This window comes from Luteibaculum oceani (genome assembly GCF_007995015.1).
Taxonomy (GTDB): Bacteria; Bacteroidota; Bacteroidia; order Flavobacteriales_D; family Luteibaculaceae; genus Luteibaculum; species Luteibaculum oceani.
On sequence record NZ_VORB01000004.1, the window covers coordinates 231,385 to 254,221 of the forward strand.

Here is a 22,837-nt window from a genome sequence, read left to right on the forward strand (position 1 = left end):
CAGCGCAATTAACAGAAAAACAGAACAATAGCGAGTTTTATCGATAGTTTAATAGCTACAATAGATAAACCGTGCTGACGCCCTCGAAACATGTTGATTATACTATCAAAATCGGGTTTCAGAACTTCGAAGTGGATGCTATTGCCCTGAATTTACTTCCTGATTTTTCCAAACCAGTTCAAAATTTAGTCAAGCGGTCCTTTGAAAAAGATGAAGGCCAATTTTTAATTCTTATCGATGAGAAAAAAATTCTCCTTAACAATGCCTTGGCCGAAGACCTACTACCCAACCAAAAACAACAGAGTACAGAGGATGTAATAAATTACCTCAACACCCATCTCCCCTTTGGCCTAACCAACTTCATACTAGAATCACTAAAAACTGGAAAAAGTATTCGGAGCGATTTAAAAGGAAACAGCAATCACATCCACTTTGAGTTATCTATTCAACAAGTAATCCCGCAAAAGGTAATCCTGGGTAGATTAATTGGAAAGTCGCTAGAAATTGAACCTAATTTCTTCAATCTCCATTTTAATATATCGCTTATTAGTGAGGTAATTTTAGACCGGAAGGGAAGATTAATACACTTGAATGAGAAAGCCGACTCTTTATTGATTAGCCCAAATATTGAAAGAGATAATATTAAATGCATAGAGTTAATACACCCAGAGGACAGGCCCAAGTTTTGCGAGAATTTTTCAGCTTTGGTTCAAAATAAAGTTCGGGCGGCCCAATTTGTTGCAAAAATCATTTCGGAAACCAGAGATGCCATACAACCCAGCTTGTTCATCTTGGAACCTTTATCCCCTTTTGATCAGCTCTATTCCTGCCACATTGTAGACATATCTTACTTAAAGAAAACCGAGGATTTACTTTTAAATGAAAATCAGAAACATTACGATACTATTGCCGCTTTAGAACTTAAAAACAGGCAACTCGTAGACTTTAATAACATTATAAGCCATAATTTAAGAACTCCAGCGGGTAACATTCAGATGTTGTGTAACCTACTCCGCATTGCAGAAAATAAGGAGGAACAAGAACAGTGGCTCTCAGGAATTGAAAGAGCAAGTAACAATTTGCTAGAAACGTTAGACAACCTCCTTGATTTCATCAAATTAGCTGCCGTTGGAAAAGGAGGATTCAAACGCATTGACGTGACTAATATTTTCAATGCCTGCCTTGAAAAAGTCTCAGCACAAATAGATGAGATAAAACCCATTATTACTGCTGATTTTGAGGCCGCATCCACCATTTGTTATCCCCACGTTTACTTAGAAAGCATCTTCGACAACTTCCTGTCCAACTCATTCAAATACAGACAATTAGACAAACCGCTTTGCATCTCAGTAAAATTAGAACTTACTCATGGAGCCCCGGTCTTGGTCTACGCCGATAACGGCTCGGGTATAGACCTTGAGAAAAATGGAGATAAACTATTCAAGTTAAACGCTACGTTTACCAATCACCCGGAAGCTAAAGGCTTCGGTCTCTTTATGATCAAACGGCAAGTTGAGTCAGTAGGTGGTACTATTGCTTGTGAGAGTGCTCGAAACAAAGGATGTAAATTTGTTGTAAAACTGCACCCTTAGTCCTTGAAATCTATGCCGCCGTGCGTTAAATTGGCGGAATGGATAAGAATCTTATCGTTTACAACGCCTCGGCAGGATCTGGAAAAACTTACACCCTCGTTTTGGAATACCTTAAACTTTGTTTAGAATATCCCGCCAATGGATTTAAACGAAGCCTAGCCATAACCTTTACCAATAAGGCAGCAGAGGAACTTGCTACACGGGTTATTTCCTCCTTAACCGAACTGTCGAAACCAAATTCAACACACGATTATTTAGATAGTCTCACCAAACACTTTGAAATATCAGAACTTGAATTGCAAGAACGCGCTAAAGAGGCACTGCAAAATATTCTGCATGATTACAGCAATTTGGCAATTTCAACGATAGATAGTTTTACCACCAAGTTACTTAGACCATTTGCCTTAGATTTAGGACTGCCCCCAGAATACGAAATATCCCTTAGAGAAAAAGAAATTCAAAAGGAAATAGCCAAAAGGGTACTTAGAAAATCCATACAGGAAAAAGAAATAAATGATGTAATTGTTAGATGGATTGAGCAAACGGCAAGCAACGAAAAAAAGACCCTAAAAATAGGCTCCAGTTTAGAACGGTTCATAGGATTATACTTTAGTGAAAATTCCAGATTTTCTGTTTTAGAGCTAAAAAACAGCGGGGTACTTTCCAAAGGATTTAACGGAAAGGCCTTGTTTGAGAAAGAAAAAGCAATTCGGGAACAGTACAAAGAATTAGGAAAGCAAATTCTAGAGTTCATGAAGCTGAACGCTCTAGATATCGACCATTTTAAAGGTAAAAGTAGAAGCGGTATAATAGGTTTATTGGGAAACTTACAGGGAGGAAGCGCACCTGTCTTTACAAGCAATACCGAAAAAATGTTTAGCAATGGTGAATATTTTCAAAAAGGACTTGAATCGCTAAACCCTGAATTTCATAACATCCTAAGTCGTGTCGATGATTTAAACAATACATTCGGCAAAGACCTAATACTATTTGAGGAGTTAAACAAAAACTTGATTTTCATAGATCTAGCTCGAATTATTGACAAGGAGTTAGAGCAGTATAACCGCGAAACTAACACGGTTCTACTTAAACAAATTTCGGGTAGAATTAGTGAAATAATTGAGAACAACCCTACGCCCTTTATTTTTGAACGTATCGGCGCTCGATACAGCAACATTTTAATTGATGAATTTCAAGATACCTCGGTAATCCAATGGCAAAACCTCCTTCCACTTATTGCTAATTGCCTATCCACCAACGGAAAGGTAATCTTAGTGGGAGATCCCAAACAGGCAATTTATAGGTTTAGGGGTGGGGAATTAATGCAAATGGTGAGCCTACCCGATATTAATCCCGACCCATATCCCGAAAAAAACAAACTTCTTAAACCCCTTCTGGCCCAATCCATAAAAAAGGAAGGACTAAAAAGTAATTTTAGAAGCGGAAAAAACATTGTTGAATTTAATAACTCCTTACTTCAGGAATTAGCCCCATTCTTAGGTGAACCATTGAGCGCATACTATAAAGAAGGAATTCAGCAGGCGGCACAGGACTTCCCTGGAATGGTTAGGGTATTTTTCCCCGACGACGGCGAAAGCAAAGCCAATTTTACCAGCTCGGAAATTGGTGAAACCCACTATGAAAACTTTCTAAAGAGTAGTGTACTCGATGCCCACGCCGCCGGGGTGCCACTTTCAGATATCTGCGTACTCTGTTTCAGTAAAAAGGAAATCATTCGATTTAGAAACTTCCTGGAGAAAGAGGGAATACCAAGTACAACGGCCGATGACGACCTTCTTTTACTTAGTCCTGATATTTTATTTTTTAGAAAGGTATTAGAGTTTAAAACCCATCCCCTTAACCGGGAAAAGGCTTTTGATGCACTGAATCAATTGAAAATTATTTCGCCTCAAATCGACCTCCAAAAAATTTGGTTGGATGTGCATGAACAACAGACTCCAATAACCAAAAACTACAAATCAGAAATTTTAATTGATTTTTTCGGGTTGGATTATTCCAGAGAACCCGCGCATGAAATCATTCAATTATCGGAGCGATTTTTAATTGAAACGCAGACATCCACCTTCTCAACTTTCCTGGAATTAATAAATAACTACACCGAAAAAAATGGATCCTGGAGCCCAGGATTAATTGATTTTTTATCCAACGAGGAAGATGAATTGAGAAAAAATGAATCACGTGACAATGCGGTGCAATTTCTTACCATGCATAAGAGTAAAGGACTAGATTTTCAAACGGTTATCTTACCCTTGCTAGATCCTTCAAAGAACAAGAGCAACCCGGAAATAGCTTGGATGAAGACTCCAAGAGAAAGCTTAATTGTGGACTACTTGCCGTCTATTCCAGTTTCGATAAAAAAAATGGATGGATTATTAACACACGAATCCCATGCCAATTTTGTTGCTGACCAAAAGCACAAATCGCTTATCGATGACACCAACCTTTTGTATGTTTCTTTGACCCGAGCCGTAAGAAACCTCTGCATTTGTGCTCCCAAAAATAAATCCAATGAAATTTTCGGTTTCTTTCGTGGTATTCTAGAAAGGAAATTAAACCCAGATGAACAGGTAAATTTCACATATCAAATTGGAGAATGGAGTTTTATGGAAGGCAGAAAAATCGAAGAATCGGAATATTCCGTAACCGTAAACAACAAAAAGCCAACACCAAATTCCTTTCCACTTATTCCGCACATGCACTCCAGTGCAAGTAAACGCGGTGAGTTATTACACGAACTCTTTGGGTATTATATTCCGGGTTCTTCATTTGATGGTTACCACAAAAAGCTTCCAACAACACTTGCAACACAAATAACCACAGATGAGTTAAAGGAATTTCATCAAAATTTAGCGCAACTCCTCGATGCAGAACTAACGGAACCTGTAGAACAAACTTTAGTGGAAAGGGAGTTTATTCACGAGAATGAAATTCTACGTCCAGACCGAATAGATATTTCCCAGAATAAAGTGTTAGTATCGGATTTAAAAACTGGGCAAAGTGATGCTAGCCACATAAATCAAATCAAAGCGTATCTTCGCTGTGCGTCTTTAGTCTTTAAGAAAGAAACCCTCGGTGTTTTAATTTACACCGATTCAAAAGAAAAAGTCTTGATCCATGAATATTAAAATTGTTCCCTTTCAAAATCTTGCTTTAGAAGAACTGTACAACATCTTAAAATTGAGATCAGAAATTTTTGTGGTTGAACAAGACTGCATTTACAACGATCCTGATGGTGCCGATCTAGACGCTCATCACCTAATAGCATCGGAGAAGGGTAAAATAATTGGAACAGCAAGGATTTTTGCCCCTGGGATAAAACACGAAGAGTCTAGCTTCGGTAGGCTGGGTATTCTTGAAGACTACCGAGAAAGAGGGTACGCCCATGATTTAGTAAAGGAAATCCACTCCTTTATTAAACAACAACATGGAAATGTACCGGTTAGAATTGAAGCGCAAGTTCACTTACGTGCATTTTATTCAAGACACGGTTATGTTGCCGAAGGAGCGTCCTATAACCTAGACGACATTGAGCATATCCAAATGCTACGCCCAGGATTCTAAGTATTAAATAATTAAAACCTTTACATAAAACATGTCACAAGCCTTTCACGAGCTTACGATAAAGAAAATAACCAGAGAAACGCCAAGTGCCGTTTCTATTTCATTTGACATCCCAGAAAGCCTAAAATCCACCTTCAGTTATAAAAGTGGACAGTACATTACAGTTAAAAAGGAGGTGAACGGTGAAGAGGTGCGCAGATCGTACTCCATTTGCAGTTCACCCTATTTTAACGAAGCCCTAACCATAGCCGTTAAAGAGGTTGAAAACGGGAAAATGTCACCTATCTTAAATAAGGAAATCAAAGAAGGAGAGGTTTTAACCGTATCTGAACCAGAAGGGAATTTCGTTTTAAAACCAAAGACAAAATACTTGTCTCTGTTTGCCGGAGGCAGTGGCATCACTCCAATCATCGGTTTGCTAAAACAGGCACTTCACGAAGGAGTGAAGCATATCCACATGGTATATGCCAACACGAAAGAGGATGAAATTATTTTTAACTCAGAATTAGAACAATTACAGTCGCAATTCTCGGATAAAATTACCATACACCATTTCTTGGAGGAGAATAATGGAGGGATTGCTGCAGAAACAGGAAGAATCTCAACGGAGTTTCTGGCAAAAGCCAAAAAGGTTAGAGCATTTCGCAAGGCCGAGCACTTTATTTGTGGACCGGGTCCAATGATGAAGTTTGTGGAAGAACAGCTTTTGCAACTTGGAATTAAATCAGACGCAATTAATTTAGAATACTTCGAAGCTCCTGAGGAGGAATTGGAGGACACCACTAGTGGAGAATTTTCTGGAGACGCCAAAGTGAAAGTAATTCTGGATGGCGTAACCACGGAATTAACCGTAAACGAAAAGGAAAATATATTGGGAGCAATGCTGAGTGCGGGGTTAGACGCACCATACTCTTGTCAGGGTGGTGTTTGTGCTACCTGTAGAGCCCTTGTAAGCAAAGGAGATGTTTACTTATCTCAAAACCTAGGGATTACTGACGGGGAAATTGATCAAGGTTATACCCTTACCTGCAGTTCTTACCCTCGCTCAAAAGAAATTGAAATCAATTTTGACGAGGCTTAATTTCCGTCTTACTACTTTTTATATCCTGAAGTAGCTCATTGAACTGTGTTTCAGTGAGCTCTTCAATTCCTTCGAAGTTTTGTTGAATTAGATCTTGGATAAACAGCCGTTCTGGATAGGTTTCTGCAACCACCAAAAACTGTTGATACTTAGCTCCAATAATTTGAATTTCGAGAAATCGATCTTGCTCCAGAACCTTAAACAAGCGTAAATTGTTTGAATACTTGCGAAAAACTGGTTCCATCCTACCTTAAATTTGCATTGCAAAGTTCGGGATTATCTCGCAATTAAAACACAATCAGTCTTTTAACCCAACATGAAATACATCAATAAGGATCACGAAGCCGCTGCCAATCTTCACAGTAAAGGAGAATTTGACAAAGCTATTTTGGCCTACGAAAAAGTGTTAGAAGCCTTTCCAAATCATCCAGATGTACTTTCTGACCGAGGCACCACCTACTTATTGATGGAGAAATACAACTTGGCCATTATTGATTTTAATGAGGCGGTTAACCTGGAGCCTAATCGGGCTTTTAGATATTCCGCAAGGGCTTTTGCAAAGGATAGGATGGGTGATTTAGACGGTGCTATTGCAGATTACCAAAAGGCTATTGAACTAGATCCCGAAGATGCTATAGCCTACAACAATTTGGGAGTTTTAATGGAAAATAGGGGAATGAGAAAACAAGCCAATACCCTCTATCAGTTTGCAGATAAAATCAACAATGAGCACAACCAAGCTTTTACGCCTCCCATTAAAACAGAGGAAAAAATAGAAAAAGGACCAACTGAAGCATTCCAAACTTTCGAAAATGAAAATCCAAGTAAACAAGACATTTATAAATCACTTTTAACCCGTTCTGGATTAAAGGACTTCTTTAGATTTGTCTTTAATGGATTTAAACTCCCAAAAAAATAGTTTTCTCCACCAAGTTTGGAAAGAGGCTAAACGCATAATATCTACAGGGACCGAGCTTACCCTGATTCTTCCATCGGCAAGATCTATTGCTTATATAAAGCAAATAGCAGCCCGGGATAACGATACTTTTCTACTCCCCGAAATCACCACCCTTTCTGCTTTTGCCAATAAGTTCCACCCTATAGAACAGGGAGACGAAATGGCACTGCTTATCTGTTTGTACGAGGAATATAGCAAGCTTAACCTCCCAGAATCTAAATCCTTCGAATCCTTTATTCCCATAGGAAAAACTCTACTAAACGACTTTAATGAAATTGATTTAGCAGCCGTTGATGCCTCTAAAATCTTTGTTAACCTCGAAGGAATTAAAGAATTGGAAGCGTGGAATTTGGATCCCGATGAGCTCAATATTTCCCAAAAGAATTACAGTGCCTTTTGGCAAAAACTAGGTGCACTTTATTTAAATTTCTCAAATGCCCTCGACAAAAAAGGATTAAGCTATACGGGGAAAAAATACCTCGAACTTTCAAAAAGCTCGCATCAATATGATGGATTTTGTCTTTTCGCTGGATTCAATATTCTTTCGAAAGCTGAGCAAGGATTTATAAGGCAGTTTCTATCTAACGGGAAATTAATTTTGGAGGAGGATAGCTCATTTACTCATATTCCCAACCACGAATCCAAATTGCGTCTTCCCGATATTTTTCAGCCTCAGCGAGATATCTTAATACAAACTCAATTTACCAAGGTTCCAAAAACCATAAATATCAATGAGCATAACGAAAGTAACACTGCAGTCGATTATTGCCTAGAGCAACTAGAACAACTTTCCACCCAACAAATTAGCTCTACTGCCATTGTTTTACCCAACACAGATCTAGTTAAACGATTCTTGGAACGTTGGCCCAATAGCATACCTGCACCCAATATAAGTGCGGGACTTAAACTAAAAAATCTACCCATTTATGCCTTTTTACAGGGGATTCTTAATGCCTTAAGCGATAAACAAGGTAACTTCTACTCCTGGCAATCCATAGCACCCTTGCTAGGAGGGCTAGTGGGGAAAAGTAAATTGGAATATCAAGATTTCGAGGCTATTAAATCGGAATTTATAGACTGGGAAAGAATTAAAGAGCTTACCCAGCCCGGACATGCAATTGAAATACTACCCATAATTGAAAACAACGCTGTTGCCGACTGGCCATCTCTTCTTTACAAATTCCTAGAAAAACAACATTTAATTGGTGAGGAGGAAAACTTCTTTTTTCATCACTGGGCTGAAATTATCGACACCAATATCAAATTGTTAACAGACTCCAATTTACTTGCTGGGGTTAGCCCTCAATTTTTGCTAAAAACTACCCTGAGGGAAGTAGGTGAAGTTGGTATTCCCATCAAAGGAGACCGATTTAGTGGACCACAAATTTTAGGTCCCCTAGAAATGAGGAACCTCGACTTTGAAAACATCTTTCTATTCGAAGTAAATGAAGGGAATTTCCCAGCTCGGGTAAGAGATAAAACGTACTTACCCAACGATTTACGAGCTCATTTTAAATTACCTCTTTTTAGGCAAAAAGAACATATCTACGGATATTATTTTTACCGGTTATTCTATCGAGTAAATCGAATGGAGGTATTTTATTCTAATCAGGAGGGGTTAGATCCTACCCTGCCATCTCGGTACATCAAGCAACTGGAAAATGAAGTACCCATAAATTCAGAGTGCCAAATAATTCATAGAAAACTTCTTTCCAAAACGGTTTTCAAACCCGTAGTTGAACCTACGAAATTCGAAATGACAGAAGAAATACGAAATGAAATTTTAACTCATTTCAAAACAAGAGGTATAAGCGTATCTTCCTTTAATAAATTTATTTCGTGCCCTCTAGATTTTTATTTTAGGTACATTCTCAAGGCTCCTGAAAAAGCAAAACCTGGCGAATTCCCAGATAAAAATTTCGGCTCTCTTTTTCACGACACCCTCGAATTAGCATACAAGCAATTCAAAAAAGACGATAGCCCTTTACACTTAACAATGGACTTAATAAGGACTATTGAAAAAAGTGCATTTGAAATTTTAGAGGATAAAACAAAAGAAGCTTTTGGGGAGGCACAAAATTTAGATCCCAAGTTCTTAATTCACGGGCATTCCTGTAAAGTACTAATAGAAAACTGGTTTAAAGAAGAAAAAAAGCTAATTGCAAATCACAAGAAAGTATTACTTCACGGAATTGAATTAAATCTAGAACGCACTTACCCAATTCAAACTGCGTTCGGAGAGTTTCCACTAAAAATTAGAGGGTTTGTGGATAGAGTTCACGAAGCGGATGGGATGCATTACGTTTTGGATTTTAAAACCAAGGAATTAAAGGAAACCAAGATAAATTTCACTGAGAAGAATAACGAATATGGCCTTAAATATTTGCGCAATGACCTTCGATTACAACTGATGGTTTATGCAATGCTTTATTATGACACCTTTAATAAAATTAGCCAACCCGTACTTTATTCCCCCATTAAGGTGAGTCTTGGATTCAAGCCATTGTTGGTTCCAAAAGGCGAAAATTACATTCCAGAATTAAAACAAATCCTTTTGGGAGGGATTTCAGATGCCCTTAATGAAATTCTGGGAGAAGAGGTTTTACAGCACAACAGTGAAAGCCAATACTGCGAATATTGCAAATAAAAAAGGCTCTGTTACCAGAGCCCCAAAAACAAAAAAGCAGAAACCAGGAAGACGCTTTATTATACAGACGTAATCTCTAAGGTTCAGTTGCCTAATCCAGCACTAACCTATACCCTACTCCGTGCACCGATTTAAAATACTGTGGATTCTTGGGGTCGGGTTCAAAATCCTTTCTGAATTGGACTAAAAAATTATCTATGGTTCTCGTTCCTGGAGGATTTTCATTGCCCCAAACCACATCTAGAATCTCGTTTCGATTAATGGCTTCCCCTTTACGAGAAATAAGCATTTTCAACACCATTGCCTCTTTGGGTGTAAGATGTCGCTCTTCACCATTTTTAGTACGCACCACAAAGGCCTCAAAATCGGCAACGGCTTCTCCAATTTCTATTCTCGACAATTGGCCCTCCGAAACATTCTTTTCTGTACGAAATAACAGTCGCTTTACCCTTAAAAGTAGCTCCTCTAGATCAAAAGGCTTTGGGAGATAATCATCTGCCCCAAGCTTAAGTCCTCTTTTTCTTTCTTCGGGAGATGATCGAGCGCTTAAGAACATTACTGGAGTGTAAGAGTCCTTTAGTCGAATATGTTCACAGACCGCGTAGCCATCTATTTCGGGTAGCATTACGTCTAAGATAACGAGATCGAACTTGGAGTTAGAATACAGCTTAATAGCTTCTTCCCCAGTTTGAGCACAAACAACCTGGTATCCCTCTAACTCGAGGTTTAAACTAATTACCGACTGCAAGTGCTCTTCGTCTTCAACGAATAATATTTTTTTAGTTGAGGCCATTTTGGGAATGCAATTTTTTGGTATTCAACAATTATTTTCGATAAGTGTTACGTATTAATAATTATACTTTTGTTAGCCCTCGACAAAGGGCCTGATTTTAAACGTTTTACAAACCATATGAAACGGAACTTAAACCATTTCAAAGTATTCTTAACCATCCTACTTGCCATGGTGGCAACAGGAATATTTGCACAGACAGAACCCTGTAGTTTTGATAAGGTTCACCAGCAACAATTGCAGGTCGACCCTATCTACAAAGCAGCCGTTGATGCACAAAATAAAGCATTTCAACGCTACATCAAGGAAAAAGCTACTCGTGCGGATAAAGAAAACGAAAAAGCCCCAGTTATTACCATTCCAATGGTATTCCATATTATTCACCTAGGTGAGAATGTTGGAGAAGGGTCTAACCTTACAGACGAACAAATTATTTCTTCTGTAGAGGGATTAAATATCCAATACAGAAACCAAAATCCTGATGGATCTATTTACGACCCAGATGGAACAGATCTTGAATTCGAATTCTGTTTGGCTAAGAGAGATCCTAACGGACAGCCCACGACTGGAATCAATCGCGTTGACGGAAGATCTGTTGCCAACTACGAATCTCAAGGGATTATTAGCTCTAACGAGGTTCAAATAAAAGATTTATCACGTTGGGATAATACCAAGTATTACAACGTTTGGGTTGTAGCGATGATCGATGGACAGAACCCTTGGGGTGGAGGAACCAAAGGTTACGCCTACTTCCCAGGAGCTGCTGCATCTAGAGATGGAACGGTAATTCTTTTCAATGAAACGGGATACGATCCAGACGGTTCAAGAGGGTTAAAAGGAAATGGCCAATTAGCTGGTCAAAGCCCTGACAACGGTACTATGGTACACGAAGTTGGACACTCTTTTGCACTTTATCACACATTTGAAGGTGCAAACTCAAGTGGTGGAAACTGCCCCCCTGCTGAGGGAGCTGGAGAATGCTCCACCAAGGGTGATCGCGTTTGTGACACGGATCCACATGACAGCCATTTAGGTACATGTAAGCAAGGAACCGACAATAACCCTTGCACAGGTAATCCATACGGGATAAACGTTACTCGCAACTACATGAACTACACTAATTGCGGTAACTTAATATACACTCCTGGCCAACGCGATAGAATTAGATTCACTCTAGAAAACTCTCGTTCTTACTTTAATCAAACCGGAACACCAGCTGCTTGTGTACCCGTTTTCGAACACGATATCGCCATTCTCGACATTTTTAGTCCAGTTGGTTTTTATTGCGACGAAAATGTAATTGGTGAAATAAAAGTCAAGAACAACGGACAGAATACCATCACCGACTTCCAAATCGAATATGGAGTAAACGGCAATATTCTAAACACCTACACTTGGACGGGAAGCTTAGCTAGTCAAGCGGAAGAAATGGTAGTTCTTCCAAGTATTAATGTCTCTGTTGGAGCCCACAATTTCTTTGCCCAAGTAAAGGCGAATTCAATAAATGGTGGAAATGCGGATGAATTCAACAGCAACGATTACCAAGATCAAACTTTCGAAGTAATTGAAGGGTCTACTGTAACCGTTAAGGTTTGGGATTATGAAGCCTCTGATATCATTCAATTCGTTACCACATCCGGAAACGTAGTTATAGATTTCCCATTGAAAAATGCTTCTGGAGATCCATTTGAACAAGATTTTTGCTTACCCAATGACGATTGCTACAAATTTGTTTATAAGGATGCAGTTTTCGTTCACCCACAAGTAGGTGGTACTCCGCCATCATACGAGATTATAGAACCATCCAAAGGATTCGTAATTGAGTCTGGTTACGACAATAATCCACCAATGACAGGTAATCCTTATGATGATGAGACAGAAGATTTCTGTATGCCTTTCGATCCAGGTTTTATTACCGCAGATTTTTACGCATCTAGAACAATAGTACCAGTAAACGAAACGGTAACCTTTTTTGATCTTTCAAAAAATAGCCAAGGTGAATCCCCTACTTCATGGGAATGGGATTTTGGTGATGGAAGTACAAAAGGAACACTACAGGTGCAAAACCATATTTACACTACACCAGGTGTATACACGGTTAGCCTAGTAGCAGACAACAATGTTCTACCAGATACCGCAGTTAAAAAGCACTATATCCGGGTAGTGAGCACTATTACTGGCTGTGATAAATACAATAACCTACTAGCAGGAGAAATTTCTACAACTTATAACAATGTAGGAGGCCAACCTGGTAGTTTGCCTGGGCAAAATGCATACAACTTAAGAGAATATGCCGAGCGCTTTTTTGCTGATAGCGCCAGTAAACTTCAAAAATTGGAGTTAAGAGTTAAGTCAATGAATATTGTTGACCCAACTCGAAACTTTGTCATCACCATTTATGACGGAGGTTTTACAGGAGACGCGCCAGGAAAAGTTCTAGCGGAAGAAAGGGTACCGCTTAGTGACCTAACCAGCGGAGTGAACACCATTCTTCTGGAAGATTTGCCACAGGTAGACCAATTCTTCTTTGTTGGATTTAAAACCGAAGACCCTGCCGATGAAGTACTTATTGGTTTAGCCCCTTACCGTGGTGATGACGATTTCAGTAACACGGCATTTGCAGATTCGTCTGGATCTTGGGATGAACTGAAAAACTTTATTCCAGAAGCTTCAGCCACTTCTTTCGATATTAAAGCAACATTGAGTTTCATTCCTTACGCTGAAGGATTTACTTCCGTTCCAAAAGTATGTGCGGGAATTCCATTTGAAATCAATGCTTCTTTCTCTGAAAATGCTAGTACTTATAAGTGGAACCTGCCTACGAATGCTTCAAAAACAAGCTCAAATAAGGAGGTTGACCAGATTGCATTTATCGAAGGTGGAAATTACAGTCTAGAATTAGTAGTATCTGGAGGATGTAGTCTTAAAGACACAACCTATGTTGATATTCAAGTTGATTCAGTACCTAAAGTAACGATAGAGGTTACTGATGATATTTGTAACCAACAAAACGGTACAGCAACTGCAGTTAAACGTGGTGGGTCTGGAGCAAATGACTTCACATGGTCACCTGATCCAACCAATAAAGGAAATAAGTTGTACAACTTAACTCCTGGAAATTACACTTACACTTGGTCCGATGAAGCATGTGGCAAAACCAACGTAACGCAACCATTTACGATTAAAGCTGTAAGCAAAGTACCCGATTTTAACATTGATGTGAAGCACACACAATGTGGTTTTTACAATGGTACTTTAACAGCCGTTACAGACGGTTTAACCAACTACACTTATGAATGGACTAAATCTAGTGACCCAAGCTTCATAAAAAACACCGCAGCTATAGGTAACTTATCACCGGGCACATACACCGCAAAAGTTTCATTTGCAGGATGTTCTCCTACAACCAAAATCGCAGAGGTATTTGCTTCCGATTCAACTTTAGGAACAGTTTCCGAAATTCCAGCGGTTTGTGCTGGAGAAGTGGTAACCCTTACTGCCCAGGGTGGTGATTCGCTAAAATGGTTCTTTATGAACGGTGAGTTATTCCTTAATAACCAAACTACTGTTGTTGTAGATACACCAAACACAGCTCGTTACAGGGTAATTTTCTACGGTGATCCAGGATGTACTTTAGAGAAAATTACAGGGGTTACCATTAAACCAGCTGCGATGGCCTTTGCAAAAGTTGCTACGGAGGATAGCCTAGAATATAGAGATACTGCGGTGGTTAACATAGCCCTTGGAGAGCTTGCTTTATTCTCCTCTTCTGGAAGTGTTACGCAGGGTGTTGAGTGGGATTTTGGAGATGGATCTCCGGTTAAATCAACAAGAAACCCTTCGCACAGGTACCAGCAAGAAGGAATGTACTTGGTAACACTATTTGCAAATAACAATGGTTGTACCGATCAGGATTCTGTATGGGTTCTTGCTGAAAACAAACCCATTACGGGTATGGATCAACTTGAACAAATAGGAGTAAGTATTTACCCCAACCCGTTTAAGTCCATTATTAATATTAAAGCAAATACCACAGGTACTTTTGAAATTGTTGACCTCACTGGTAAAACACTTTTATCTGGAAACCTTGATAGAAGATTAACCTTGGATATGGAACCGTATTCCTCTGGTATTTACTTTGTGAAATTCAATACAGATCGGGGTCGAGCTACCACAAAAATCACTCGAATCGATTAATCAAATCGAACTGATAGAAAAAGCCACCTCCTTAAGGTGGCTTTTTTACTTTTATACACTATGTTTTAGTAAAATTGCGGCATGGAATTACCGTCTTTAGAGCAAATAAATTCTCTTTCGAAAAATACTTTGATGGAACATTGGGACATCAAATTCACCTATGTTTCTGAAAGTGAGTTATGGGCGACGATGCCTGTAAACAATAAGGTTAAACAACCTTACGGCTTGCTTCATGGCGGGGCCTCGGCAGCATTGGCTGAAACCGTAGGATCTACTGGATCTGCATTATATGTTGATCCAAATAAATACATGGTGGTGGGAATAAATTTAACTGCGCACCACCTAAGAAGTGCAACCGAAGGATTAGTTACGGCAAAGGGAAAAATTGTTCATCAAGGTAGAACAACCCATCTATGGGATATAGACATTTACAATGATGCAGGAAAATTGGTTAGTTCCTGCCGACTTACCAATTTTATTAAAGAAAGGAAATAGCCTTGGGTATTGGAATTAAGATATCCCATCCGAGCTTTTCTCCTCAATTTTCAGGTTTAGCTCAATCTTGTCCGGATTATCAAGCGGAAATTAGCATTGCACCCTTTTCAGGAGATCCGAGGCACTACAGATTTTCGGATAAATCATTTAAAGGGGTGCCATATTCAAGCCTGAAAACTTGGAATACACCCTCCACCTCTAAAGAAGATTATTTGAAATCTTTAGAGCAGGCTATAAGCCAAATTAAATCTGGCAACTTTGAAAAGGTTGTTCTTTCTAGAAGGAAGTTTTTCCCCTTGGGAAAGGAGAGCGTGAGCGCAATTCTATCCACCACCCCAAAACGGCTGGAAAATAAATTTTGCTATCACCTCCATTTGTTGGAGGAGAACAAGGTTTGGATTGGAGCCACTCCAGAAATATTACTCAGTAAAAAGCAACAAGATTTCCTAACCTTTTCACTCGCCGGAACGGCACTTAGTGAAAATGATTTTGGGCCAAAAGAATTTGAGGAACAAGAGTTTGTGACCAAGTATATTATAGATCAAGTTCCTTCTAATTCAATTAAGGTTTCTCAAGCACTTCCTACGAAATTCAAAAATCTCTTTCACCTAAAAAGTGAAATTACCTGGCACGACGAAAATAACAACGCGACCTACTATTTAAATAAGCTCCATCCTACGCCTGCAGTATGTGGTATTCCCAGATCTTCAACCCAGGCTTTCATAATTGAGGAAGAACAAGTCCCAAGGGAATTGTACACAGGATATATTTATATAAAATCCCTCGAAAAGGAATTAGCCTTTGTAAACTTGAGGTGCGGACAACTGTTCAATAATGGAGTCTTAATTTATGCTGGAGGTGGAATAACGGCCGACAGTAATCCAGAAGCGGAGTGGCAGGAGACCGAAAATAAAATAAACGCCACCTTGATAGACATAATTAATGGCCATGAATAGCAGCTTAGAACTTGCAAATATTTTAATCTCGGGATTGGCATATTACGGGATTTCCGATGTGGTGGTTTCCCCTGGTTCGCGGAATGCTCCTTTAGTTAATGCACTGCAGTCTAACCCCAATTTCAACTGCCATTCAGTAATCGATGAGCGAAGTGCCGCCTTTATTGCAATGGGAATTGCCCTTGCGACCGAAAAGCCGACTGCAATTATTTGCACCAGTGGTACGGCACTTTTAAATTACGCCCCTGCCGTTTGCGAAGCGTATTATCAGGGTGTTCCTCTGGTTGTAATTTCCGCAGACCGTCCGCAACAATGGATAGACCAGGGAGATGGACAAACCATAAGACAATTAAACGCTTTAGGATCTTATGTTTGCGATTCCATACAATTGAATCCTCCCAAAACAGATGAGGATTTTTGGCTTATAAAACGCAAAATAGGAGAGGCTTTTTGTCTTCCCCAGTTTGTATCCGAAAAAAGACCGATACACATTAATTGCAGCTTTGAGGAGCCTTTTTATGATGCTTCCTACAAATTTGAAATTGAAAACAGAAACTTTAGGGAACCCTTCCCCCTATCAAGTCAGGTATCTATAAACCATCTGCAACCCTTAATAAATAAACTAAACGAGGCTAAAAAGGTACTGTGGGTGGTTGGCCAACTTGAGGTAAGTACTGGCAAAGCGGCATCCAGCTTGTTGAGCCAAATTCGAAACTTGCCCCAACATGCGATTCTTGCTGAAACAACCAGTAACTTAGGTAGCGAATGTTACCATACCGCCTGCATAGATAGAAATATAGTTTCCAAGGAAAGTGATTTTGAGGTTTTCCAGCCGGATGTACTCATTCATCTTGGGGGAGCTATCGTTTCGAAAAAGATAAAAAAACTACTTCGTTCCAATCAAGCGAAATACTCTGTGCGGATTCACAATACGGCATTTAACGAGGACACATTTCAGGGTTTAAATTTGGCCATAGGAGTTGAAGCAGTGGTATTTTTGAAGGAGATTACATCTATGCTTGAGCCTAATTCTCTATCCAACTATAACGAGCTTTGGAAAAAACACATAAGCAAGATCGACAAAAAACATAGCGGTTTTGAGTACCAATGTCCTTGGTCGGATTTCTATATTTTCCTTTGTATTTCTAAGCTACTCCCAGACTTCTGGAACATTTACTGGGGAAATAGCAGTGTAATTCGATATGCTCAACTTTTTAACTACCCTCAAAAAGGAATAACCCATTTGGCCAATCGTGGAACCAGTGGAATTGAGGGTGTGAGCAGCAGTGCAAATGGTTACGCTAGAAAATCTTCCAACCCCACCCTTCTGGTTACGGGAGACATCAGTTTTTTCTATGATATCAATGGGTTGGAGGCTGCTTCGAATAATTTAAAAATCATTTTAATTAATAATTCGGGTGGGAATATTTTCCGAATTATAGACGGTCCGGACAAAATGAAAAATTTTGATCGTTTCTTGGAAACAACCCATAACAAGAACGCAAAGCATCTTGCGCACCACTATGGTTTTCATTATCAAACTGCCACTGGACAACAAGATTTTCAGGAGGAATTGAAGAAGTTCTTAACTTCAGATAAGAAGACCATTTTAGAGGTATTTACCCCCAGAATAGAGAGTCCTGCTATTTTAAAGGATTACTTTAAAACCTTAAATCAGGAATGAAAAACTGGATAAGCGCGTTTAGATTAAGAACCTTACCCCTTGCAACAAGTGGAATTATATTAGGGGGCGCCTTGGCTGATTTCAGATTTCCGAGCATCATTTTATTGCTAATACTTACCACCACCCTTCTTCAAATTTGTTCTAACCTAGCTAATGATCTAGGTGACTTTGAAAAAGGAGCAGATAAGAACAGAAAGGGAGAAAAGCGAATGGTTAGCGAGGGCTTAATCAGCCCAAAAGCTATGAAAATGGCGGTTGGCATTTCAGCGGTCTTAGGATTAATTGCAGGTTCTTGTGCAGTGTGGTTTTCACCGGCAGATCCTTTGGTAAAGGCGGGCATATTTGTTTTAGGCATTTGCTCCATCATTGCTGCCATTACCTACACCATGGGTAAAATATCATATGGATACAGAGGATTAGGGGATGTTTTCGTGGTTATTTTCTTTGGACTTGTTCCTGTTGTGACCACCAAACTGCTTTTGGGAGCTACTTTTAGTTACTATGACTTACTTCCGGCGTTGGCTCTCGGATCTTTGGCTAGCTCGGTGTTAAGCGTAAATAATATCAGAGATCTTAAGCAAGACAAATCCACTGGAAAAAAAACCATTGCCGTGAGATTAGGCCCCGAAAAGGCGAGAAATTATCATGCTTGTTTAATATCCTTCCCCTTTCTATTAGTGGCAGGTTACTTTATGCATACCGAACAGTTTAATATACTAGTTGCCTTGCCTCTTATATCCCTTGTATTAATCCTGCCTTCTGCATTAAAGGTTTTAAATAACGATGACGAAATTTTGTTGGATGCCCAGCTTAAATTTCACGCCCTGGGGGCAACGCTATTTGCCATTTTGCTTTCTGTAGCCATTCATTATGCTTAAACTGGATTACATAAAACACGACTGCATTTTTATTAGACCTGGAGGAACATCTCGAGGTGTATTAAAAACAAAACCCAGTTGGATTATAAAGGTAAGCGACTTGGAAACTGGTCGATTTGGGCTTGGCGAGGCAAGCATCATTCCAAAACTTAACCCAGAAAGCGAGACCGATGTGGTAAACACATTGCAATGGTTGAAAAATCATATAAATCAACCTGCGGGGTATTTGGACGAGTACTTAATAAACATTCCCAGCGTACGTTTTGGAATAGAATCGGCTTTGTTAGACCTCAAAAATGGAGGGAATCAAATATATTTTGAAAGCGATTTTATTGACAAAGAAAAACCCATTGTAATAAATGGATTAATCTGGATGAACGATTTCGAAACCATGAAATCGGAGCTAGAAAATAAGGTGGAACAAGGGTTTAAGTGCATTAAAATAAAGGTTGGAGCTATCGATTTGGCCGAAGAATTAAAATTAGTAGCATTTGCACGATCCCTATCAGATTCATTAGTAATTCGGCTCGATGCAAACGGAGCTTTTTTACCAGAATTCGCGCTAAACACCTTAAAGACCTTCGCTGAATTTAATATCCACTCCATAGAGCAACCCATAAAAGCTGGTCAAATACTGGAAATGGAAAAACTTTGCCGGGTATCTCCTATTCCCATTGCTCTGGATGAAGAATTAATCGGCATAAATGAACCCCAGGCAAAGCAGGAGTTAATCCAGAAAATTAAGCCACAATACATTATCCTTAAACCTAGTTTACTTGGAGGTATTGCCTCCTCCGAAGAATGGATAAAAGAAGCGGAAAAAATTGGTGTTGGCTGGTGGCTTACCTCGGCTTTAGAAAGTAATATAGGTTTGAATATCATTGCACAATGGGCGGGAAAGAAAAACCATCATATGCCCCAAGGATTGGGTACGGGAAAACTATTCAGTAATAATTTCGAAGGTCCATTACATTTAATAGGAGAGGAATTATACTACAATCCTAAATGCCCAATTAACAGTCCTCTTTAATGGTAAAGTTGCTGGGAAATAAAATAATTGGTTTAAATGGTGATAGTGAAGCTATACAAAAAGCTGTAGAGGACATCATTAACGAGTGGGAAAATAAGGAGCTCATTAAATTTCAGACTTCAGGGTCTACCGGGAAAGCAAAACAAATTTCCTTCCCTCGAGAGGCAATAATTGATTCGGCAAAAATTAGCGGTGATTTTTTTAATTGGTCTAGGAGTACAGTGGCTCTTTGTCCTCTTGGTTTAAATTATGTAGCAGGAAAAATGATGGTGCTTCGCGCAATCACCCTCCAATTTCAACTCGATATAATTGCTCCAACGTCATTAACAGGTTTGGGAGACTTATCCAATTATGATTTTGCCCCTCTGGTTCCAATGCAGCTGGATGCGCTCTTGGTTAATAACATCCCCCTTCCAAAAACAATATTAATTGGAGGTGCACAGTTGGGGAAAATGGTAGGGGAATCCATTAAAAAACAAAACCCTAGGAGCAAAATATTTCACGGATATGGCATGACTGAAACCCTTACGCATTGTGCGATACGTGAAATCCACCCAAAATTTTCTGAATCGTACCAAGTGCTAAACGGATTTAAGATTACTAGCAATAAAAATGGCACCACCATTTCAGCGAAACATCTTCCCTCCCCCGTTATCACTACAGATATTCTGGAAATAGATAAGGGTGGGAATTTTTGTTTTAAAGGACGAAAAGATTTTATCATCAACTCTGGTGCCCACAAAATTAACCCCTTAGAAATTGAAGATCTATTATCTAAAATTATCTCCCCCAGCTTTATTGTTGGCCCAAAGCCTGATGAAAGACTTGGGCAAAAGGCCGTTTTAATTGTTGAAGGCCATCCAGATTTCAATCTAACTCTGGATGAAATTAAAGGTTACCTATTGGGCAAAACCAATAAATATAACTTCCCAAAGGAGCTAGTGATTGTACCTAGACTAAAATATACCCCAACTGGTAAAATTGATAGGCTAGCTTCAATAAGGGAATTATGAATTTGCGCTGGAATACCTTTCCATCTTTTCCAGAATCTCAACCATATCAGCCGGTAATTCCGAATTAAATTTCATTCTTTCCCCAGTTGCAGGATGGGTAAATTCCAGAGTTTTAGCATGTAGCGCCTGTCTATCGCAAATAGAGAAACAGTTTTCTATAAACTGCTTGTACTTTGAAAAAGTAGTACCCTTTCTAATTAGATTCCCGCCGTATTCAGGATCGTTAAACAGGGGGTGCTTGATGCTTTTGAAATGCACCCGAATTTGATGCGTGCGACCCGTTTCTAATTTACATTCTACCAGGGTAACGTAACCCAATCGTTTTAAAACCTTGTAACGGGTTAATGAATATTTTCCATCCTCTTCGGATTCATAAACATCCATAACCTTTCTATCCTTCTTGGACCTATTTAAAAATCCTTCGATAACTCCCTCATCCTCTTTCAGATCTCCCCAGACAATAGCTTGATATCGACGATCCGTTGTACGATCAAAGAACTGCTTACTCAGATGGGCAAGGGCATCTTCAGTTTTAGCAATCACCATAATACCGGTGGTATTCTTATCTAGGCGGTGTACTAAACCAGGTCTTACGGTTGGATTGGATTCTGCATTGGGCAGTTCATTAAAATGGAACATTAGTGCATTAACCAAGGTCCCTGTGTAATTGCCATATCCAGGATGCACCACAATTCCAGCTTGCTTATTAATTACCGCAAGATGATCATCTTCATAAACAATATCCAATGGAATATTCTCTGGCTTAAGCTCAATTTCCCTAACAGGATATGGGAGCACCACCGAAATCTCATCGTTGGGTTTCACCTTATAATTTGGCTTTACTGGAACATTGTTTACTAGTACAGAACCTGTTTTTGCCGAAATCTGAATTTTATTCCTGGATGTATTCGGAATGCGATCCATCAAGAATTTATCAATTCGAAGGGGAGCTTGCCCCTTATCGGCCTTGATATTATGATGCTCGTATAATTCGTCTTGAAGATCCTCGTTTTCTTGGGGATCAAAGTTTTCTATTGGCTCCATATTATTCCCAAGAATTTTCGGAATCTAAATCATCGAAATTGGTAGATTGTCCCTCCTGTTGCATTTGATAAATCATCATCAAACTGTCTACATCTTCTCTAACCACCGAATTGGTATCTCCAGTAAACCACAGTTTAATTTCACTACCCAAGCGTAATTTATTTCCTGGATAAAAGGAAGGAGATTGTCTGAATACCTGAGCATAATTTGAATCCAAACGAGTTTCACAATCCACAAATTCAACGTCTCCAATGTTAAGACTCTTATCGATTAACATCCTAACAGCGTCTTCTAGATTTAATCCAATTAGATATGGCACTTGAACTTCTGCACCTCCCGTACCTTGACCAAGGACAAGGGTTACGGCTGCTCCCTTTGGCAACTTTGTACCCGGTTCTATCTCCTCTCCCTCGTACAATTGCTTTAAAACACAGTCTACACAAATGTCCGGCTCATACTCTAACTTATGCAACTTTAAACCCAGAACTTCCAGCGTTGCAACTGCTTGTCTGAGCGACATGTTTTTTAGATTGGGAATTGAGATATTGGGTGGGGTAAGTGTATTAATAGTAAGATAAATAGTCCTTCCTGGTTTCACATTCTGAAAAGCCTCCGGAATTTGTTCCAATACCTGGCCTGGTTTCGCCTCACTTTCGTAAACTGAATCAATTACAGTAAACTTTAAATCCCTACTCACCAGAATGGAGTCTACCTGAGATGGTAATTTACCAATGAGCATAGGGACTGGAATTTTTTCTCCGTGTTTGGTTACTCCTTTTAGGTAGGAATCGATACCAAATACAATCCCACATAACAGTACAACCGCAATTATTAGATTGATTAGAAAAATCTTAGAGAAAATAAACCGCAGAAACTTTGCCATGCTTTAA

At 39.3% G+C, this 22,837-nt stretch carries 17 protein-coding genes; 13 read left to right on the top strand and 4 right to left on the bottom strand.

From position 1 onward, the window contains the following. Nucleotides 1-71 precede the first annotated feature (71 nt). The 4 genes from FRX97_RS05700 to FRX97_RS05715 are packed head-to-tail and all read left to right on the top strand — an operon-like array spanning nucleotide 72 to nucleotide 6,255. On the top strand, nucleotides 72-1,592 hold the full coding sequence (locus FRX97_RS05700; RefSeq protein ID WP_147014228.1) for a sensor histidine kinase: 1,521 nt from the start codon (nucleotides 72-74) through the stop codon (nucleotides 1,590-1,592). A 38-nt stretch (nucleotides 1,593-1,630) separates the two neighbouring features. After that, complete coding sequence (locus tag FRX97_RS05705; protein ID WP_147014229.1) at nucleotides 1,631-4,738, top strand: UvrD-helicase domain-containing protein; 3,108 nt, start codon at nucleotides 1,631-1,633, stop codon at nucleotides 4,736-4,738. Continuing rightward, nucleotides 4,728-5,174 carry a GNAT family N-acetyltransferase gene (locus FRX97_RS05710; RefSeq protein ID WP_147014230.1) on the top strand — a complete coding sequence of 149 codons (447 nt, stop codon included), beginning with the start codon at nucleotides 4,728-4,730 and terminating at the stop codon, nucleotides 5,172-5,174. The genes FRX97_RS05705 and FRX97_RS05710 overlap by 11 nt, the downstream gene beginning before the upstream one ends. A 31-nt stretch (nucleotides 5,175-5,205) precedes the next feature. Next, nucleotides 5,206-6,255, top strand: coding sequence for a ferredoxin--NADP reductase (locus FRX97_RS05715; protein ID WP_147014231.1), 1,050 nt, complete (start codon nucleotides 5,206-5,208; stop codon nucleotides 6,253-6,255). Here the strand turns inward: FRX97_RS05715 and FRX97_RS05720 are convergent. Next, complete coding sequence (locus FRX97_RS05720; RefSeq protein WP_147014232.1) at nucleotides 6,236-6,499, bottom strand: hypothetical protein; 264 nt, start codon at nucleotides 6,497-6,499, stop codon at nucleotides 6,236-6,238. The genes FRX97_RS05715 and FRX97_RS05720 overlap by 20 nt on opposite strands. 72 nt (nucleotides 6,500-6,571) lie before the next feature. Here FRX97_RS05720 and FRX97_RS05725 point away from each other — a divergent pair, with 72 nt between their 5' ends. Beyond that, entirely contained in the window at nucleotides 6,572-7,174 is a 603-nt protein-coding gene (locus tag FRX97_RS05725; protein ID WP_147014233.1) for a tetratricopeptide repeat protein, read from the top strand. Continuing rightward, nucleotides 7,149-9,860, top strand: coding sequence for a PD-(D/E)XK nuclease family protein (locus tag FRX97_RS05730; RefSeq protein WP_147014234.1), 2,712 nt, complete (start codon nucleotides 7,149-7,151; stop codon nucleotides 9,858-9,860). Before FRX97_RS05725 ends, FRX97_RS05730 begins: the two co-directional genes overlap by 26 nt. A gap of 91 nt (nucleotides 9,861-9,951) precedes the next feature. Here FRX97_RS05730 and FRX97_RS05735 read toward each other — a convergent pair whose 3' ends face one another. Beyond that, a complete protein-coding gene (locus FRX97_RS05735; protein WP_147014235.1) occupies nucleotides 9,952-10,653 on the bottom strand; it encodes a response regulator transcription factor in 702 nt (233 codons plus the stop codon). 117 nt (nucleotides 10,654-10,770) lie between these two features. On the opposite strand from FRX97_RS05735, the gene FRX97_RS05740 reads away from it, so the two are divergent. From FRX97_RS05740 to FRX97_RS05770, 7 genes are all read left to right on the top strand, one after another. After that, nucleotides 10,771-14,847, top strand: a complete 4,077-nt coding sequence (locus FRX97_RS05740) for a PKD domain-containing protein (RefSeq protein ID WP_147014236.1) — start codon at nucleotides 10,771-10,773, stop codon at nucleotides 14,845-14,847. Between the two features lie 81 nt (nucleotides 14,848-14,928). Further along, nucleotides 14,929-15,342, top strand: a complete 414-nt coding sequence (locus FRX97_RS05745) for a PaaI family thioesterase (protein ID WP_147014237.1) — start codon at nucleotides 14,929-14,931, stop codon at nucleotides 15,340-15,342. A gap of 2 nt (nucleotides 15,343-15,344) precedes the next feature. Beyond that, the gene (locus FRX97_RS05750; protein WP_170227040.1) at nucleotides 15,345-16,298 is read left to right on the top strand and encodes a chorismate-binding protein; all 954 of its coding nucleotides are present in this window, start codon (nucleotides 15,345-15,347) and stop codon (nucleotides 16,296-16,298) included. Then, the gene (gene menD / locus FRX97_RS05755; protein ID WP_170227041.1) at nucleotides 16,291-17,982 is read left to right on the top strand and encodes a 2-succinyl-5-enolpyruvyl-6-hydroxy-3-cyclohexene-1-carboxylic-acid synthase; all 1,692 of its coding nucleotides are present in this window, start codon (nucleotides 16,291-16,293) and stop codon (nucleotides 17,980-17,982) included. The genes FRX97_RS05750 and menD overlap by 8 nt, the downstream gene beginning before the upstream one ends. After that, a complete protein-coding gene (menA, locus tag FRX97_RS05760) occupies nucleotides 17,979-18,860 on the top strand; it encodes a 1,4-dihydroxy-2-naphthoate octaprenyltransferase (RefSeq protein ID WP_147014240.1) in 882 nt (293 codons plus the stop codon). The genes menD and menA overlap by 4 nt, the downstream gene beginning before the upstream one ends. Beyond that, nucleotides 18,853-19,890 (top strand): o-succinylbenzoate synthase, encoded by a 1,038-nt coding sequence (locus FRX97_RS05765; RefSeq protein WP_147014241.1) that lies wholly within the window; start codon nucleotides 18,853-18,855, stop codon nucleotides 19,888-19,890. Before menA ends, FRX97_RS05765 begins: the two co-directional genes overlap by 8 nt. Continuing rightward, the gene (locus FRX97_RS05770) at nucleotides 19,890-20,903 is read left to right on the top strand and encodes an AMP-binding protein (RefSeq protein WP_147014242.1); all 1,014 of its coding nucleotides are present in this window, start codon (nucleotides 19,890-19,892) and stop codon (nucleotides 20,901-20,903) included. Before FRX97_RS05765 ends, FRX97_RS05770 begins: the two co-directional genes overlap by 1 nt. Here FRX97_RS05770 and FRX97_RS05775 read toward each other — a convergent pair. Further along, nucleotides 20,898-21,947, bottom strand: a complete 1,050-nt coding sequence (locus FRX97_RS05775; RefSeq protein WP_147014243.1) for an RluA family pseudouridine synthase — start codon at nucleotides 21,945-21,947, stop codon at nucleotides 20,898-20,900. The two genes, FRX97_RS05770 and FRX97_RS05775, sit on opposite strands and share 6 nt — an antisense overlap. Nucleotide 21,948: 1 nt before the next feature. Further along, complete coding sequence (locus FRX97_RS05780; protein WP_147014244.1) at nucleotides 21,949-22,830, bottom strand: PASTA domain-containing protein; 882 nt, start codon at nucleotides 22,828-22,830, stop codon at nucleotides 21,949-21,951. Nucleotides 22,831-22,837 lie beyond the last annotated feature (7 nt).

Coding starts and splice junctions, on each gene's coding strand:
- FRX97_RS05730 (WP_147014234.1), top strand. CDS start 7,149: ATGGATTTAAACTCCCAAAAAAATAGTTTTCTCCACCAAGTTTGGAAA.
- menD (WP_170227041.1), top strand. CDS start 16,291: ATGAATAGCAGCTTAGAACTTGCAAATATTTTAATCTCGGGATTGGCA.
- FRX97_RS05705 (WP_147014229.1), top strand. CDS start 1,631: ATGGATAAGAATCTTATCGTTTACAACGCCTCGGCAGGATCTGGAAAA.
- FRX97_RS05715 (WP_147014231.1), top strand. CDS start 5,206: ATGTCACAAGCCTTTCACGAGCTTACGATAAAGAAAATAACCAGAGAA.
- FRX97_RS05710 (WP_147014230.1), top strand. CDS start 4,728: ATGAATATTAAAATTGTTCCCTTTCAAAATCTTGCTTTAGAAGAACTG.
- FRX97_RS05740 (WP_147014236.1), top strand. CDS start 10,771: ATGAAACGGAACTTAAACCATTTCAAAGTATTCTTAACCATCCTACTT.
- FRX97_RS05735 (WP_147014235.1), bottom strand. CDS start 10,653: ATGGCCTCAACTAAAAAAATATTATTCGTTGAAGACGAAGAGCACTTG.
- FRX97_RS05770 (WP_147014242.1), top strand. CDS start 19,890: ATGGTAAAGTTGCTGGGAAATAAAATAATTGGTTTAAATGGTGATAGT.
- FRX97_RS05745 (WP_147014237.1), top strand. CDS start 14,929: ATGGAATTACCGTCTTTAGAGCAAATAAATTCTCTTTCGAAAAATACT.
- FRX97_RS05720 (WP_147014232.1), bottom strand. CDS start 6,499: ATGGAACCAGTTTTTCGCAAGTATTCAAACAATTTACGCTTGTTTAAG.
- FRX97_RS05765 (WP_147014241.1), top strand. CDS start 18,853: ATGCTTAAACTGGATTACATAAAACACGACTGCATTTTTATTAGACCT.
- FRX97_RS05780 (WP_147014244.1), bottom strand. CDS start 22,830: ATGGCAAAGTTTCTGCGGTTTATTTTCTCTAAGATTTTTCTAATCAAT.
- FRX97_RS05725 (WP_147014233.1), top strand. CDS start 6,572: ATGAAATACATCAATAAGGATCACGAAGCCGCTGCCAATCTTCACAGT.
- menA (WP_147014240.1), top strand. CDS start 17,979: ATGAAAAACTGGATAAGCGCGTTTAGATTAAGAACCTTACCCCTTGCA.
- FRX97_RS05775 (WP_147014243.1), bottom strand. CDS start 21,947: ATGGAGCCAATAGAAAACTTTGATCCCCAAGAAAACGAGGATCTTCAA.